The 16579-nt window shown below is 57.7% G+C and carries 18 protein-coding genes and 1 other RNA gene; 5 read left to right on the forward strand and 14 right to left on the reverse strand.

Annotated elements, in window-relative coordinates; translation table 11 throughout:
• Positions 1–47: 47 nt before the first annotated feature.
• The 12 genes from ACYZT8_RS03770 to ACYZT8_RS03825 form a co-directional block, all read right to left on the reverse strand.
• Entirely contained in the window at positions 48–443 is a 396-nt protein-coding gene (locus tag ACYZT8_RS03770) for a DUF6124 family protein (RefSeq protein ID WP_461979367.1), read from the reverse strand.
• Positions 444–828: 385 nt separating this feature from the next.
• The gene (locus tag ACYZT8_RS03775) at positions 829–1032 is read right to left on the reverse strand and encodes a hypothetical protein (RefSeq protein WP_461979369.1); all 204 of its coding nucleotides are present in this window, start codon (positions 1030–1032) and stop codon (positions 829–831) included.
• Between the two features lie 124 nt (positions 1033–1156).
• Positions 1157–1924, reverse strand: coding sequence for a DUF1828 domain-containing protein (locus ACYZT8_RS03780; protein ID WP_461979371.1), 768 nt, complete (start codon positions 1922–1924; stop codon positions 1157–1159).
• Entirely contained in the window at positions 1921–2415 is a 495-nt protein-coding gene (locus ACYZT8_RS03785) for a DUF6978 family protein (RefSeq protein WP_461979373.1), read from the reverse strand. Before ACYZT8_RS03785 ends, ACYZT8_RS03780 begins: the two co-directional genes overlap by 4 nt.
• A gap of 194 nt (positions 2416–2609) precedes the next feature.
• Positions 2610–2813, reverse strand: a complete 204-nt coding sequence (locus ACYZT8_RS03790) for a hypothetical protein (RefSeq protein WP_461979375.1) — start codon at positions 2811–2813, stop codon at positions 2610–2612.
• Between the two features lie 115 nt (positions 2814–2928).
• Positions 2929–3326: a transfer-messenger RNA gene (gene ssrA / locus ACYZT8_RS03795) on the reverse strand.
• A 95-nt stretch (positions 3327–3421) separates the two neighbouring features.
• A complete protein-coding gene (locus tag ACYZT8_RS03800) occupies positions 3422–3697 on the reverse strand; it encodes a hypothetical protein (RefSeq protein WP_461979377.1) in 276 nt (91 codons plus the stop codon).
• 212 nt (positions 3698–3909) lie between these two features.
• Positions 3910–6720 (reverse strand): FAD-binding and (Fe-S)-binding domain-containing protein, encoded by a 2811-nt coding sequence (locus ACYZT8_RS03805; protein WP_461979379.1) that lies wholly within the window; start codon positions 6718–6720, stop codon positions 3910–3912.
• Positions 6717–7388: a LutC/YkgG family protein gene (locus ACYZT8_RS03810; protein WP_461979381.1), complete on the reverse strand. Its 672-nt coding sequence runs from the start codon at positions 7386–7388 to the stop codon at positions 6717–6719. Before ACYZT8_RS03810 ends, ACYZT8_RS03805 begins: the two co-directional genes overlap by 4 nt.
• Positions 7388–8842 (reverse strand): LutB/LldF family L-lactate oxidation iron-sulfur protein, encoded by a 1455-nt coding sequence (locus ACYZT8_RS03815; protein WP_461979383.1) that lies wholly within the window; start codon positions 8840–8842, stop codon positions 7388–7390. The genes ACYZT8_RS03810 and ACYZT8_RS03815 overlap by 1 nt, the downstream gene beginning before the upstream one ends.
• Positions 8839–9663 carry a (Fe-S)-binding protein gene (locus ACYZT8_RS03820; protein WP_461957168.1) on the reverse strand — a complete coding sequence of 275 codons (825 nt, stop codon included), beginning with the start codon at positions 9661–9663 and terminating at the stop codon, positions 8839–8841. Before ACYZT8_RS03820 ends, ACYZT8_RS03815 begins: the two co-directional genes overlap by 4 nt.
• Before the next feature lie 151 nt (positions 9664–9814).
• A complete protein-coding gene (locus tag ACYZT8_RS03825) occupies positions 9815–11509 on the reverse strand; it encodes a lactate permease LctP family transporter (protein WP_461979385.1) in 1695 nt (564 codons plus the stop codon).
• A 262-nt stretch (positions 11510–11771) separates the two neighbouring features.
• Here ACYZT8_RS03825 and ACYZT8_RS03830 point away from each other — a divergent pair, with 262 nt between their 5' ends.
• Positions 11772–12539, forward strand: coding sequence for a GntR family transcriptional regulator (locus tag ACYZT8_RS03830; RefSeq protein ID WP_438657954.1), 768 nt, complete (start codon positions 11772–11774; stop codon positions 12537–12539).
• A 173-nt stretch (positions 12540–12712) separates the two neighbouring features.
• Here ACYZT8_RS03830 and smpB read toward each other — a convergent pair whose 3' ends face one another.
• Positions 12713–13195: an SsrA-binding protein SmpB gene (gene smpB / locus ACYZT8_RS03835; RefSeq protein ID WP_131060797.1), complete on the reverse strand. Its 483-nt coding sequence runs from the start codon at positions 13193–13195 to the stop codon at positions 12713–12715.
• A 118-nt stretch (positions 13196–13313) separates the two neighbouring features.
• On the opposite strand from smpB, the gene ACYZT8_RS03840 reads away from it, so the two are divergent.
• The 3 genes from ACYZT8_RS03840 to ACYZT8_RS03850 are packed head-to-tail and all read left to right on the forward strand — an operon-like array spanning position 13314 to position 15466.
• A complete protein-coding gene (locus ACYZT8_RS03840) occupies positions 13314–14717 on the forward strand; it encodes a sodium-dependent transporter (protein WP_461979387.1) in 1404 nt (467 codons plus the stop codon).
• A 7-nt stretch (positions 14718–14724) separates the two neighbouring features.
• Entirely contained in the window at positions 14725–15159 is a 435-nt protein-coding gene (locus tag ACYZT8_RS03845) for a type II toxin-antitoxin system RatA family toxin (RefSeq protein WP_461979389.1), read from the forward strand.
• The gene (locus ACYZT8_RS03850; RefSeq protein ID WP_461979391.1) at positions 15152–15466 is read left to right on the forward strand and encodes an RnfH family protein; all 315 of its coding nucleotides are present in this window, start codon (positions 15152–15154) and stop codon (positions 15464–15466) included. The genes ACYZT8_RS03845 and ACYZT8_RS03850 overlap by 8 nt, the downstream gene beginning before the upstream one ends.
• Positions 15467–15527: 61 nt before the next feature.
• On the opposite strand, the gene ACYZT8_RS03855 is transcribed toward ACYZT8_RS03850, so the two are convergent.
• Positions 15528–16055 carry an outer membrane protein assembly factor BamE gene (locus ACYZT8_RS03855; RefSeq protein ID WP_109627901.1) on the reverse strand — a complete coding sequence of 176 codons (528 nt, stop codon included), beginning with the start codon at positions 16053–16055 and terminating at the stop codon, positions 15528–15530.
• 97 nt (positions 16056–16152) lie between these two features.
• Between ACYZT8_RS03855 and fur the strand changes: the two genes are divergently transcribed.
• Positions 16153–16557, forward strand: a complete 405-nt coding sequence (gene fur / locus ACYZT8_RS03860; protein WP_003197684.1) for a ferric iron uptake transcriptional regulator — start codon at positions 16153–16155, stop codon at positions 16555–16557.
• Positions 16558–16579: the final 22 nt, after the last annotated feature.

Consider the following 16579-nt stretch of genomic DNA (forward strand, 5'->3'; position numbering starts at 1 on the left):
GTCGACTGACACACCTATATCGCGAGCAAGCTCGCTCCCACAGGGGATCAACTGTGTGGCGCAGATTTCGGCACCACAACGTTATCCAGCATCCGATTCACCGCCAGTTCCGCCAGCATCACAATCTGCTGAATCGCCATCGCCATCGCCATCGCCATCGCCGTATGCCTATGCGGACCTTCCAGATACCCCGCAAAATCACCCGCCATCACACTGGCCTGGGCTAACGATTCACAGGTATGGGCGAGCAGGTCTTCGTCCTTGATGTCCGGTGCAACGAGAAACATCGTGCTCGGCTTGCGGGAAACGGGGGATTTCAGGGCGGAGGGATTGAGGTAGTGATCGAGCGCGCGGTCAGCGGCTTCGTGGAGTTTTTTTGAATCGATGGATTCGTAGGGGGAAACGTCGTCCGGGGCAGGCGGATTTGGTGTTTCTTTGATCATGGCAATCGTCCTTTTAAGTCATTGGAGCTGCCACTCTTCCGATTCCACTCGAATAGGTGGCAACTGTGCGCGGGGTGGAAAAACCGAGATAAACGGACAAAACCCGGCAGACCCGAAGGCCTCCCACGCACAGCCGCCATAACTAGAACCTGCGGCCGAAAAAAGCGCCACAGTATGCCATGGGGGCACGTGTGTTTATCTTCGCGTTTCCACACCCGGTCGCTGATGTGCAGCGACCGACAAAGCCTATCCACTCACCTTCCTACCCGACAACCGCCGTGACCTGTCGGAAACCTCCCCGAAAATCACAGCGTCTGTAGGATCGGCGCAAGATTTATTGTTTAAAAAACGCCTCAATACCAGCGGTTTCCTGAAAGACCAGAGTCTAGTTCGAAGGCCCAACCCCAAACTTCAACCCACCCCAATTCCAGTCCTTCGACTGCTTCGTATAGCAGCCAGCCTGATTCTTGGGCTCGGCCTCACAGGCAATCCGCTCGTTCTTGTTGGTGTCAGTGGTGCGGTCGTTGTAGTGCGCACAACCGGACATCAGGGAAAGGGTCAACGCGGCAATCAGTACTTTGAACTTCATGGCTGCTTCCTTGCGGGTAGATCGCCAGCGTAGGTCTGGTTGTGTTTAATCACAAATCACCAACCCCCGGATGCAACAAAACCCGCACCGGGCGGGCTTTTTGTTTAAAAAGTTGTGGGTTCGGCTATGCCATGCGGTGCTGAACTTTTTCGATTATAGATGCCGTGTCTAAAATCGACGGGGCGACATCGTTGGCTGCCGACATCAGTCGTGAGGCATCCTTTTTGGGAAGGTCGTAGAAGTCGCTGCACACAATAATTGAGTCGAATTTGACTCCGACCTGCTTGAGGTGAAGCAGCGTAATTGTCGTCAAACGAGCCTTGTCCTTCCCGTTTACGCCGAAAAGAAACACAGGCTTGCCATCGGTTTTTATCCGGAAATCAACTGCGTAATCCTCACCACCGTATATTTCTGGGACGTAGCCTTCCTGGATGATTTCCTTGGGAACAAACGAATACAACAACTCTCGCAGATCGTGAGTAAATGTCGAACCCACTCGACTTTTCGTCCAGAGGGCGATGTCCTCGACTCTGCTCAGGCCTTGGCCTAGCGCAAAAATCCCTCGAGAGAGCTTGTCAGCAGGAACGTCGATATAGATCTCGCCATCATCCTCAAACAAGCCGCTTTCGGCCAAAATTGACTCGTAAAGCTTTGCCCTTGGGCCTGTCAGCAATTTGGCCAAGTCATTTTCATAGCTAAGCCGCATCATCGTGTTGGCGGCATCGGATACGCGCCAACCTCCATTTTTTCGGCTCAAATATGCGGTAAAGCAATCCCCATCCCGAGCAGTAAGTGGGATTGATACGGTCAGCAAGTCGCCTCGCTCACTGATCACCACGTCCTCGCAGAACGCCGTGCATAGCGATTTTCGTATTGCTGCCAAGTCGTTCATTCGAAGAGAGGTATCTGGAGTGAGTGATCATCTGCCTTGGAGTCTAGCTCCAGGCCAGTGATGTTGCAGTCAGAGAGCAAGCATGTCAAAGCACCACTGAGGTCATTGTATCGGGTGGTTGTCTCGGCGAACTTATCGCCCTTGCCTAGCTCCATGTAGCGCTCTGTTGCCAGATGGATGTGACAAAGGTTGCGGATTTCTTCATCGCCCTCCAGTGGATTGCGATGGACGTGATAACCACCGTTGTACCGTGTAAGCGTGATCCCCTTGTCACCAGGGCTTGGATAGTACGTCAGACCACAGGAGAAGGCGTTCGGGTCCATCTGATTCTGTCGCATGTAGAGCTCAAATGAGTGCTTGTCGTCGGAAGATTGCACGGTGTAGTTGAATCTCAGCGACTTCTTGAACAGAGTTGGTTTGGCTCCGGAGTTTTTTACCACCTTGTCCATTGTGAGGAGCTGTGCAATCAAAGCATCGCTGAGTAATGTCATCTGAATGTCCCTATCTACTTGCAAGTCCAACGGAGTCATTTGGTCCGAGCCAGCATTCTGATGACACCCTTCAGGGAATGGTTTCCAACCAGTGCCGGCAGGTCCCAAAGCCTACGGGCTCTTATTCCCACCCGGCAACCGTCAAAACCTGTCGGAAACTTACCCAAAATTACGCCGTCTGTAGGACTCCGAGCCTAGTTCGACGGCCCAACCCCAAACTTCAACCCGCCCCAATTCCAGTCCTTCGACTGCTTCGTATAGCAGCCAGCCTGATTCTTGGGCTCGGCATCACAGGCGATCCGCCCGGTCTTGTTGGTGTCAGTGGTGCGGTCGTTGTAGTGCGCACAACCGGACGTCAGGGAGAGGGTTAACGCGGCAATCAGTACATTGAATTTCATGGCTGCTTCCTTGCGGGTAGATCGCCAGCATAGGTCTGGTTGTGTTTAACCACAAATCACCAACCCCCAGATGCAACAAAACCCGCACTTGGCGGGTTTTGTCTTGCTTCGTGTTTGGTGGAGCCGGGGGGATTTGAACCCCCGTCCGCCAGTACTCCGCTGTCGGTACTACATGCGTAGCCGTTTCTATTAAGTTAACCCTCAGCGACCCGAAGGGCAGGGTGCTTTGGGCGAGTTGTGTAAGTTTTAGCCGCTTCGTCCACAACGTACTGCACGGCGATTCTGTTCTATATGACAATCACTTTGGGTTTACAGACATCCCCTGGTGATTGCTGGACCCGAAGGTACCAGAAGCTCAGGATCTAAAGCTGCTTACGCAGCGAGAGAGAATTCCTGGCCGTAGGTTTCGTCATTGGCAACTATAAGTAGTTGCAACAGTGGATTTACGAGTTCTGTTACCAACTCGGCATGCACCTAAAGTTTCGCGACCGGCGTCGAATCCTAAACGGCCCCGTGCCTGTTGCTCGGTGAATCAAAATGAGCAACAAGCCTGCGCAGTGTACGCCAAACGGTCACGGAAGGCCAACCCGAAGGTTGGCCTGCCGGGTTTACTTGGCTGGCTCGCTGGCCAGTTTGTCCACGCGGGACAACGCTTGAGTGGCTGAGGCGACGCATTTGTCGTCATCACCGGCCTTTTGCGCTGCTTCGGCATCCGCCTGCATGCGCTTGATATCCATCGTGGTGTTTTCGGACGTGGCCGGGATCGTAGTGACTTTGTTTTTCAGCTCCTGAAGCTTCACTGTGCACAGGTCAGCGGCGGCGAAAACGGGAGAGGCCAGCATTGCAACAGAAATAAACAAACCAGCAAGAGCGGTACGTTTCATGGGTATCTCCTTGAACTGATGGTCTCGGTGTTGCCGAATCAGCTGGCGGCTCGGCCGAGTCTTATTAAGCCACGTTCGTTGAGGCCTAATTTAATGACTACGCCGTCGCGCAAGAATTCGGTTTTTTCTCAACAGGCTATGAAAAATTTCTCAGTGGGTGAAAAACGCACTAAAAAGGGGCGCAATTGCCCCTTTTCGCTGGTGAAAATGCATCAGGCCGACTTGGCTTGAGTGACCCGATCCACCAGATAGACCAGCCCGTGGTAGTCAATTCCACCGTGTTGAGTCAGACCGATCTCACACGTGCGGCTGGTGGTAATCCCCTCGCTGCACTGCTGCACCGCATCCTTCAACGTCCTTAAAGAATGAGCGTTCAGCTCCGGCGTGGTGAAACCTTTGTCCCCGGCGAATCCACAGCAGTGAATGCCCTCGGGAATGACTACGTTTTTGCTGCATTTGCGCGCCAGATCGATCAGCGCTTGGCTCTCGCCGAGGTGTTGAGTGCTGCAGGTGACGTGCACCGCAATTGGCGCTTCCTGCGGTGTGAAATCGAGACGATCCATCAAATACGTACGAATGAATCGCACCGGGTCGTACAGGTCCAGTCGAACTTCGCCCAAATCCTGAACCAGCCGCAACGTACACGGACTGGTGTCGCAATAGATCGGATCGAGCCCGCCGCGACTGGCATGCAGCAACGCGCCGATCAGTTCCTGTCGTTTGTGTTCGGCCTGTTCGGCGTAACCCTTGGAGGCAAACGGCTGACCGCAGCAAAGGCTGTCCTGGTTGTCCGGAAAGACTACCTGGTAACCGGCCTTTTCCAGCAGCCCACGGGTTTTGTCGTACAGCGACATCTGCTCTTTATCACCCGCCGCCGGGCCCATGACTCGCGAGACACATGCCGCGAGATACACCACTCGAGGGCGCTCGTCCGATACGACCGGGCTGAAGCGAATGGCTTTTTCCGGCTGCGGCATGGCGTTGGTCCATTGCGGGACCTGGCCTTTCGACAATTTAGTCAGCGTCGCCGACAGCTTCGCCAGACGCGGCGCCCCGAGCAGCATTCGGGCGCCGTTAGCCACATGCAGGGTGAAACGTGCGCCTTGCAGCGCGGTGGCGAAATTTCCTTCCAGCCAGTTGGCGGTTTTCGTATGTGTTGCTTTGCGGCTGCGGAGCTTTTTCACCAGCTCGCCGGTATTGATGCCTACAGGACAGCGTTGCGCACACAACCCTGTGGCGGCGCAGGTGTCGATGCCCTGGTATTCGTAGGCGGCTTCAAGCTCGGAGGTGTCGACGCCCGCGCGTTTCTTCGCCTGAATATCACGCCAAATCACGATGCGTTGACGCGGGCTCAGGGTCAGACCTTTCGACGGACACACCGGTTCGCAGAAACCGCACTCGATGCACTTATCCACAATCTCGTCGGCGGCCGGCAGCGGTTTCAGGTGCTTGAGGTGGATCTGCGGATCCTCGCTGAGCACCACGTCCGGGTTGAGAATGCCGTTGGGATCGAGCAGGCGCTTGAGTTGCCACATCAGCTGATAGGCATCGCTGCCCCATTCCAACTCGACGAAGGGCGCCATGTTGCGGCCGGTGCCGTGTTCGGCCTTCAGCGAACCGCCGAACTCCACCGCCACCAACTGCGCCACGTCGTCCATGAACGCCTGGTAGCGTGCGACTTCTTCCGGGTTGTTGAAGCCTTGGGTGAAGACGAAGTGCAGATTGCCTTCCAGCGCGTGTCCGAAAAGGATCGCTTCGTCGTAGTGATGTTTATCGAGCAGCTCGATCAGTCGGTTCACACCGATGGCCAGTTGCTCAACCGGGAAGGTCACGTCTTCGATGATTACCGTGGTGCCGGTTTTTCGCACCGCTCCGACGGCAGGGAAGGTGTCCTTGCGGATCGCCCAGAGTCGGGCGTTTTCTAGCGGGTCTTCGGTGAAGTCGACTTGTTTCTCCACCGGAAACGAAGTCAACGACGCCATGATCTGCGCCAGTTGTTCCTGTAGCAAAGTGGACGATGCGGCGCGGGATTCAATCAGTAGCGCGCAGGCATTGTTCGACAGCTGTTGTACGAAAGCCGGCATGCCGGGTTTGTCCTGCACCGAACGCAGACTGCGACGGTCCAGCAGTTCGACGGCCGACACTGGTTGGCTTTTCAGCACGGTGACGGCGTTACAGCAGGTTTCCACATCCGGGAACACGATCAGCGCCGAGGCTTTGTTCGGGTGGTCGATCACAGTGTCGTAGGTCACCGCGCTGATGAAGCCGAGGGTGCCTTCGGAGCCCACCAGCAAGTGGCTCAAGATATCCACAGGCTCGTCGAAATCCACCAGTGCATTAAGTGACAGGCCAGTGGTATTTTTCAGACGGTATTTGTGGCGGATTCTTGCAGCCAGTTCGGCATTGGCGCGGGTCTCGCGGCCCAAGGTCGCCAGACGTTCGAGCAGCGAAGCATGACTCTGGCGAAACGCCGCGACGCTTGCCGCATCTTCGGTATCGAGACGACTGCCGTCGGCCAGCACCAGACGAATGCCGGCCAGCGTGTGGTAGGTGTTTTGCGCCGTGCCGCAGCACATGCCGCTGGCGTTGTTGGCGACGATGCCGCCGATTTTGCAGGCATTGATCGAGGCCGGGTCCGGGCCGATCTTGCGTCCGAACGGCGCCAGCCAGGCGTTGGCCTGCGCGCCGATCACCCCCGGTTGCAGGCGTATTTGCGTGCCTTGGCCGCGGATCTCGCGACCGTTCCAGTTATCCCCAAGCACGATCAGCACTGAATCGCTGATGGCCTGGCCGGACAAGCTGGTGCCGGCCGCGCGGAAGGTCACCGGGACTTGATCCCGCTGCGCCAGTTTGAGCAGCGCGACCACTTCGTCTTCGGACTCGACACGGATCACCAGTTTCGGAATCAGCCGATAGAAACTGGCGTCGGTGCCGAAGGCCAAAGTCGACAGCGGGTCGTCGAAACGTCGCTCTTGGGGAATCAGTTGCTGCGCATCTCGCAGGAAAGCCGCCGGTAGATTCATTGGTCCTCCAGAATCAAAACCACCAGGTCTTTCGGACCGTGCGCGCCATAGGCCAGGACTTGCTCAATGTCAGCGGTTTTCGACGGGCCGGACACCAGCAAGGCGTTGGTCGGCATGCCTTGCGCCCAGTTGAATTCCTGCTGGACCTGATAGAAGTTGTCGCGGATCTCACTGGCCTTGAGCAGGGCGAAATGCACCGGCGGCACCAGGCTCATCAGGCGCGGTTCTTCCCGTGTCGGCCAGAGAATCAGACTACCCGTGGCAGCGATTGCACCAAGGGTGGTGGTCAGGCTGGCCGGGGTGTCGTTGAACAGCTCGGCTTTCCATTCTTCAACCGGGCGGTCGTAGGACTTGAGTGTCGGCAGACCAGGATTATTCGCCCAGTGCTGCGTGACGTGTTGCCCGTGACGCGTAGTCGGCGCGATCAACAGGCTCGGCAGCTGACGGTCTCGCAGCAATTGCGCCAGCAGCGCCGGCCAACCTTCGCCGGACGTCAGGTGGATTTCGGTGTGTACCGCTTCCATCAGTTTGCGCAGTTGCGGGATGCGTTGCTCGGCGGTGTAGGTGTAAGGCGCCGTCACCAGTTCGACGTTGAACTCGTCAGGCACCGGTGTGGTGCCGGTCAGACTTTTCCGTAACTTGGCGAGGATGTTTTGCTTGGCGCTCATCAACGATCTCCCTGTTTGGCCAGATGCTCGCGGGCCATGTCGTGCAGTGAGCGGGCAGCGGGTTTCGGTGCGCTGTGGTTTTGTGTCCACGGGCCAACATTATTCGGTGCCAGGGCGCGCAGCCGTGTGGCGAAAAAGCCGAACAGACGATACAGCGTCGGCGAACTGTTGAGCCTAGCCCAGGCGTTCCAGATAAAACGTTCTTTGCGCGAGTATTTGCTGCCCTGGCCGCGCAGGACTTGATGCGGGCTGTCCGGCGCTTTAACGTTTTCTTCCCGTAGGCGACGCAGCAGTGCCGGGATAGGAATTTTTACCGGGCAGACTTCACCGCAAGCGCCACACAACGATGACGCGCTAGGATGGTCCGGGACGTTTGCCAGGCCCACCATGTGCGGGGTGATGATTTTTCCGATAGGCCCGGGGTAAACCTCCCCATAGGCGTGGCCGCCGATTCGGGTGTAGACCGGGCAATGATTCATACAGGCGCCGCAGCGAATGCAGTTCAGGGTCTGGCGCAATTCGCTGTCGGCGAAGGCCTGGCTGCGACCGTTGTCGAGCAGGACCAGGTGCACTTCCTGCGGGCCGTCGAGTTCGTGCTCTTTGCGCGGGCCGGAGATCATGTTGACGTAGGTGGTGATGGGCTGACCAAGGGCCGAGCGCGTCAGCAGCGACAAGAGCGGCACCACGTCGCGCAGGTTTTCCACGACTTTTTCGATGCCGGTGACGGCGATGTGTACCGGCGGCACCGTGGTGGTCATGCGCCCGTTGCCTTCGTTTTCCACCAGCAGCAGGGTGCCGGTTTCGGCCACGGCGAAGTTGACGCCGGAGACGCCGATGTCTGCTTCGAAGAATTTCTGTCGCAAGACCTTGCGACCGATCTGAATGAGTTGGTCAACGTCCTTGGTGTATTCCACGCCAAGTTTGTCGTGGAACAAGGACGCGACCTGACCGGCATTCTTGTGGATCGCCGGCATAATAATGTGTGAAGGCTTCTCGTGGTCGAGCTGGACGATGTACTCGCCCATGTCCGATTCCAGGCATTCAATGCCCCGATCAGCGAGGAAGTGATTCATCTCCATCTCTTCGCTGACCATCGATTTGCCCTTGATCACTTGCCGCCCCTCGTGAGCGCGGATGATCGAGAGGACGATGCCATTGGCCTCGTCCACCGTTTCCGCCCAGTGCACTGTCACACCGTTGCGGGTCAGGTTCTGTTCAAGCTGCTCGAGCAGGTCGGGCAACTTGGATAACGCACGGGCGCGGACAGCATTGCCCAGCGCTCGCAAATGTTCTCTTTCGTGGGCATCGCTGAAGGACGCTGCCCGTTTTGTCATCAGAGAATCCATCGCAGTGCGAAAGTTGTTTCGCAGCTGCTTGTCACCCAATGCCTTGTGGGCCCGGGTGCGAAAATCTTCTTCCACGGCAACCGTAGGAATAATCGCGGAAGCGTTCATAGAACACCTCCGGTTCGCTGCCAAAGGAAACTGGCCAGGTGTTGGCCACGTAACGCTTCCTTCTGTTTCTCCAGTGAGCCGTTGATGTTCATCAGGCAACCGCAATCGGCACTCAGTACCTGGTGCGCGCCGGATTCCTTCAACGACCGTGTCTTGTCAGCCACCATCGCGCCGGAAATGTCTGGCATACGGACGCTGAAAGTCCCACCGAAGCCACAGCATTCACTTTCGTGGCTGTGGTCGACTCGCTCCACGTTGCTCAGTTGCGACAACAACTCGCGACCGTGCAAATGGGTATTCATTTCACGACGTGCCGAACACGAGGTGTGCAGCGCCACTTTCACCGGCGTGCCGCTGTCCTTGAGTTGCACCTTGCAGACAAACAGCAGGAATTCGGCCAGTTCATAAGTCCGGGCGGCCAGCGCCTGAACTTGCTTCAACGTTTGCGGCTCGTCCTTGAACAAGTCGGCGTAGTGTTCACGCAACATCCCGGCACACGATCCCGACGGCACCACCACCGGATAGTCTCCGGCGAACAGCGCCAGTTGCGAGCGCGCCACGGTCCGGGCCTGCTCGGTGTAACCCGAGGTGTAGGCCGGTTGTCCGCAGCAGCTTTGCCCTTGCGGGTATTCGACACGGATGCCTTCGCGCTCCAGCAGGTGGATCGCGTCCATCCCGGCTTCGGGGTAGAACAGATCGACCACGCAGGTCCCGAACAGGTAGACCCGTGACGGTTTCTCGCTGGGGTATTGCCGAGGCTCAGGCAGTGGCGGGGCGACACGGGTCGCGTTCGGCACGGCGTTGTAAAAAAGCTCGCTCATCAGGCGTGTCTCCGGGTGGGCCCGGTTATCCGTCCGCTGAGGCTGCTGAATATAGAGAGGGAAGCTTTCAGCAGCCTTACAGACCGGGTTGTGAATAGCTGACGCCGGAATCGTGGTCCGGCGTCGGTTTTTGCGTTTTGTCGTGTAGGACTTAGTGCACCAGCATGCCGGTGAGCCAATAGGCCTGGATGTAGGTAATCAGGCCGACGATCGTTGCGAAGAACAGGCTGTGCTTGAGGGTGAAGCGGAACAGGTCCGATTCCTTGCCCACCAGACCGGTCGCAGCGCAGGCCACGGCGATCGATTGCGGCGAGATCATCTTGCCGGTCACGCCGCCGCTGGTGTTTGCCGCCACCAGCAACACATCGCTCACGCCGATCTGGTGCGCGGTGGTCGCTTGCAACGAACTGAACAGCGCGTTGGACGACGTATCGGAACCGGTCAGGAACACGCCCAGCCAGCCGAGGAATGGCGAGAAGAACGGGAATGCCGCGCCGGTGCCTGCCAATACCAGCGCCATGGTCGAAGACATGCCCGAGTAGTTGGTGACGAAGGCGAAGGCCAAGACCATGCCGATCGACAGAATCGGCCAGCGCAGCTCGTAAAAGGTCTCTCTCAAAGTGGTCAGACCAGTTTTGATGTTGATCTTCAGCACCAGCATCGAGATCAGCGCGGAGAAGAAAATCGCCGTGCCGGTCGCGGAAATCGGATCGAGCTTGAACACCGCCGGGATGGCGGTCGGCGCGGTCACGATCGGTGCGACCTTGATCACCATTTGATCCAGGTGCGGGATGGCAAAGTTGAACACCCAGCTGTACATCGAACCGCCAGCGGCGAACATTGCCTTGAACGGTTTCAGGGTCCAGATGGTGACCAGCACGGTGAGGATCAGGAACGGCGACCAGGCTTTGACGATTTCGAACAGGCTGTAAGGCGACGCCACGCTGGTGCGCGGTTGGCCGAAACCACCGGCACTGGCGGTCACCACGGACGCCGAGACGGCTCCAACGATGTGTTGGCCGGCGGCGCGTTTCGGCTGCCAGACTTTCAGGAACAGCGTCAGGGAGATCAGGCTGGCCAGGGCCGAGGTGATGTCCGGCAACTCAGGGCCGATGAAGTTCGACGTGAAGTATTGGGTGATGGCAAAGCTCAAGCCGGCCACCAGCGCAGCAGGCCAGGTCTCCCGAACGCCGCGCAGGCCGTCCATCATGAACACCAGCCAGAACGGAACGAACAGCGACAGCAGCGGCAGTTGGCGACCGGTCATGGCGCCGATCTTGAACGCGTCGATGCCGGTCACTTGCCCGGCCACGATGATCGGAATCCCCAAGGCACCGAAGGCTACCGGCGCGGTGTTGGCGATCAGGCACAGGCCTGCGGCGTACAGCGGGTTGAAGCCCAGTCCTACAAGCAATGCGGCGGTAATCGCTACCGGCGCACCGAAACCGGCGGCACCTTCCAGGAATGCACCGAAGCAGAAACCGATCAGCAGAACCTGCAGACGCTGGTCGTCGGTGATCGACAACACTGAGCTGCGGATCACTTCGAACTGACCACTCTTGACCGTCAGTTTGTAGAGGAACACGGCCGCGACGATGATCCACGCAATCGGCCACAGACCGTAGGCGAAGCCATAACCGGCGGCGGCGAAGGCCATGTCGACTGGCATCTGGAAAGCGAAGATTGCGACCGCGATGGACAACGCCAGCGTGATGCTGCCGGCCACGTGCCCTTTGAGGCGGAACACCGCCAACGCCAGGAAGAAAAACACGATGGGGATAACGGCTGCGAGCGCGGAAACGCCAAGGCTGCCGAGCGGGGTATAGAGCTGTTGCCAGGTTTGCATATGGGGTGGCCCCTAATTGTTGTTGGTCAGGCACTGGTCAGCGTTCTTGGATAATTGGTAATACCAATTTACAATCGCTGTTGGCTAGGGTAAAAGCCTTGTAGGCGGCGTGTCAATTTGTCGCCCTAAAACTTTTGTCGAATAAGCGCTGTGGCGCGTGCTTGATCCGCTTTAACAAATGCCGTCTGGTAGGTGCCGGCACAGCGCCGATAGGCCAGAATAGAGAGCCCGGCGAGCCGTCGGGACCGTGGAGAATTGAGTTATGGGGTTTGATCAGATTCGTCAGCGCCGTTTGTCTGACGATATTGTCGAGCAGCTCGAGGGGATGATCCTTGAAGGCACGTTGAAGTCTGGCGAGCGCTTGCCGGCCGAACGCGCGTTGGCCGAGCAGTTTGGCGTGTCACGCCCTTCGTTGCGCGAGGCAATCCAGAAACTGGCGGCCAAGGGCTTGCTGGTCAGTCGCCAGGGTGGCGGTAATTATGTGGTGGAATCGCTGGGTTCTACTTTCAGCGATCCGCTGTTGCATCTGCTGGAAAGTAACCCCGAAGCCCAGCGCGATCTGTTGGAGTTTCGCCATACGCTGGAAGCGTCCTGTGCCTATTACGCGGCACTGCGCGCCACCGATGTCGATCGCGAGCGATTGACGGCAGCCTTCAATGAGTTACAGGACTGCTATACGCGTCATGACGAAGTGAGCCGGGCGGAAGAGGGCGCGGCGGATGCAAAATTTCACCTGGCGATTGCCGAAGCCAGTCATAACGCTGTGCTGCTGCACACCATTCGCGGGCTGTTCGATCTGCTCAAACGTAACGTGGTGACCAACATTGGCGGCATGTACAAACAGCGCACGGAAACCCGCGACATGCTGATCACGCAGCACCGGGAGTTGTACATGGCGATTATCGAGGGAAGGGCGGAGCAGGCGCGGGAAGTCTCCAGCCGACACATCTTGTATGTGCAGGAAGTGCTGGAAGAGGTGCGTCAGGAAGTGCAGCGCATGGCCCGGGCGGAGCGGCGCAAGGGGATGTAGTCAGGTGACCGATGACCTGATGACCTGATGACTTGTGGCGAGGGAGCTTGCTCCCGCTGGGGCGCGAAGCGGCACTCGCTTTTCGCCGCCGTCATGACGACAGCTGACGACTGCTGCGCAGTCGAGCGGGAGCAAGCTCCCTCGCCACAGTGATCTCGATCAAGGATAAGGAGTTACTCTTCCTTGCCCTTATTGCGCACCGCACGCTGCAACTCGCGACCGGCATCGCGTTCGCGTTCGGTATCACGCTTGTCGTATTCCTTCTTGCCCTTGCCCAGAGCGATCTCGCACTTGACCATGTGCTTGCTCCAATACCAGGACAGGCACACGCAGGCGTAACCTTTTTGCTGCACGGCGGCGGCGAGTTTTTCCAGCTCGCGGCGGTTGAGCAGCAATTTTCGGGTGCGGGTCGGATCAGCGATGACGTGAGTGCTGGCGGTCATCAGCGGCGTAATGTGGCTGCCGAGCAGCCAGGCTTCGCCATCCTTGAGCAGCACGTAACTGTCAACCAGTTGCAGCTTGCTTGCCCGCAGACTTTTTACTTCCCAGCCGGCCAGGACCAGACCAGCCTCGAACCGATGCTCGATGAAGTAATCGTGTCGCGCCTTTTTATTCTGCGCGATGGTCCCTGTTGGGTGTTTCTTCTGTTTAGCCATAGGGGCGGCATTATAGGGAGTTGCAAGCGAGTCGGCTACGGTATCGCTACGTGCTTGAGCAGGTTGATTGAATCCCGGACAATGCGCCCTCTTTTTTGAACGCTTGGGCGTGATAACGATGTCGACAGACAAGGTTTCTGTCCACGGCAGTTGGGCTAGCCGCTGGGTCTTCATACTCGCCGCGACCGGTTCGGCCGTGGGCCTGGGTAGTATCTGGAAATTCCCGTACATGGTTGGCGTCTACGGCGGCGGCGCCTTCGTGCTGATGTTCCTGGCCTGTATCGCGCTGATCGGTGTGCCGGTCATGCTGGCCGAAACCCTGATCGGCCGCCGCGCGCGGCAGAGCCCGGCCAACGCCTTGAAGGTGTTGGCGGTGGAGGCGGGGCATTCGGGCAAGTGGTCCTGGGGTGCATTCGCCGGGATGATCACGGCGTTACTTATCCTGTCTTTCTATAGTGTGGTCGGCGGCTGGTCGCTGGATTACATCATCGACATGGGCCGTGGCGACTTCCAGGGCGCAACGCCTGATCAGGTTGGCGCGTACTTTGGCAATGTGATCGCCGATCCGTGGCGCCTGACACTTTGGCACACGATTTTCATGCTGCTGTCTGCCGTTGTCATCGCCAAAGGCGTGGTCGCCGGGCTTGAACGCAGCCTGCGGATCATGATGCCGCTGCTCTTTGTGATGATTCTGGTGTTGCTGGGTTACAGCATGACCACCGGACATTTCATGGAAGGTGTGCATTTCATGTTCGACTTCCACCCGGAAAAAGTCCTCGACGGCTTGTTACCAGCCATGGGGCACGCCTTTTTCTCCCTGAGCGTGGGCGTCGGGTCGATCATGATTTATGGCGCTTACATGCCCAAGCATTCGTCGATCTCCGGCACCGTCGTCGGCGTGGCGCTGCTCGACACCTTCGTTTCGCTGGTGGCCGGTCTGGCATTGTTTCCGATTGTGTTTGCCGCGGGCCTGAACCCGAGCGAAGGCCCGGGCCTGATGTTCGTCAGCCTGCCATTTGCCTTCGGCAACGTAGCGTTCGGCCAGTTGATGGGCGTAGTGTTCTTCGTGCTGGTCGCGGTGGCTGCCTGGAGTTCAGCGATTTCCTTGCTTGAGCCGATGGTGGCTTACCTGGTTGAGCGCACAAAAGTCAGCCGCGCCTGGGTGACTTTCTGGCTGGCGTTTATCTGCTGGTTCGTGGGCCTGGGTACGGTGTTTTCCTTCAATATCTGGAAGGAAGCCAAGTTTTTCGTGAACGAAGGCGGGCTGTTCCATCTCTATCAATGGGGTGCGGCCGGTGGTCTGGACTTCTTTGGCGTGATCGATTTCTTCACTTCGCGGATCATGTTGCCACTCGGTGGTTTGTGTTTCGTGGTGTTTGCGGGCTGGGTGATGGGGCGTGAAGCGGTACGCGACGAGTTGTCGATCCGCAACCCTGCGTGGTTCACCCTCTCCTTGTTCTTGATGCGCTATGTGGCGCCCATCGGCATTCTCGTAGTGTTTGCCGCACAGCTGTGGAAGTGACGCTGACATGACGACACACATTCAACGTTCGGCTCTGCTGCCATACCCGGCGCAAGCGCTTTATGACCTGGTCAACGACGTGGCGCGTTACCCGGAGTTTCTGCCGTGGTGTTCGACCGCCGAAGTGCTGGAAAGCACGCCTGAGCATATGCGCGCTAGCGTAGGCGTGGCCAAAGGCGGTCTCAGTCAGCATTTCGTAACGCGTAACACGCTGGTTCCCGGGCAATCGATCGAGATGAACCTTGAAGAGGGCCCGTTCAATCAGTTGCATGGCATCTGGACGTTCAAGCCGCTGGGTGAAAAGGCCTGCAAGATCAGTCTGGACCTGTCGTTCGATTACGCCGGGCCGATTGTTCGCGCGACCTTGGGGCCGCTGTTCAATCAAGCCGCGAATACGCTGGTGGACGCGTTTTGCCAGCGCGCCAAGCAAATACATGGTTGAGGCGATGGTTGACGTCGAGGTGGTGTACGCCGCTGTCGATCGTCAGGTGCTTCTCTCGGTGTCTGTGCCAGCGGGAACGAGCGTGCGGGCGGCTTTGCTGAAGTCAGGCGTTGGCGAGGCCTTTGCGGAGCTGGATCTGGCCGATTGCCCAGTGGGGATCTTCGGCAAAGTGATCGCTGACCCGGACAGTCGTCCCGTCCAGTCGGGTGATCGCATCGAGATATACCGGTCATTGCTGGCAGATCCGAAAGAGGTTCGTCGTCTGCGTGCTGCCAAGGCTGCCGAGGCCAAAGCCCGGAATCAGTGAGCTGCCCAAACGCCAGACAATAAAAAACCCGGACATGCCGGGTTTTTTATTGCGTCGCAAATTATTGCGGCGAGGTGTCCAGCGGTTCTGGCGTCGGGACCGGAACGGTTTCTACACCGTCTACGTCCTTCTGGATCTGGTCCAGCAACGAACCTGGCTTGACCGGTTTTTCCGGTTTCGGCTTCTCGGCGTTTTCTGCCGGTGCAGTGACTGTTGTGCCACTGTCCTTGCCGAGAATGGCTTCGTCGCGGCTCACGCCTGGCATGAAATCACCAGAGAGGCTGACAAGCTGATCATTTGGGTTGAAGATAACGCTAATGCGTTCCTGTTGGCGTTCACCGCCACCCGGTTGCAGGCTGTACAGATAATCCCAGCGATCGGCATGGAACGTGTCGGTCAACAGGGGATTGCCCATGATAAACCGTACTTGCTTACGGGTCATTCCCGGGCGTAACTGGTTTATCATGTCCTGCGTGACGACATTGCCCTGCTGGATGTCGATTTTGTAAACCCCGGGGAATGAACAACCGGCGAGTGCGAGCAGTCCCACAAAGGTGAAACTGGTTAGCAAGAGCTTGGTGTTTTGCATCGGTGGGCGACTTCCACTATCTTGGCTGGGACAACGTAAACGCCGATCATACCCGCATTAAGAGAAGCTGCGAAGCAGCATCGCGAGAAAGCTGACCATGGTTGAAAATAGCGAACTACGCAAAGCCGGTCTCAAAGTGACCCTGCCACGGGTCAAAATTCTGCAAATGCTCGATTCCGCCGAGCAACGCCACATGAGTGCCGAGGATGTTTACAAGGCACTGATGGAAGCTGGTGAGGACGTCGGTCTGGCCACGGTTTACCGTGTACTGACTCAGTTCGAGGCAGCTGGCCTTGTGGTGCGGCACAACTTCGACGGAGGCCATGCGGTCTTCGAGCTGGATGACGGCAAGCATCACGACCACATGGTCAACGTCGAAACCAGCGAAGTGATCGAATTCTTCGACGAAGAAATCGAGCGCCTGCAGAAAGCCATCGTCGATAAGTACGGCTTCGAGATGGTTGATCACAATTTGGTGTTGTACGTACGCAAGAAAAAGTAAGCATGTCGCGCGAATTACACAT

The organism is Pseudomonas sp. LB3P93 (genome assembly GCF_054898025.1).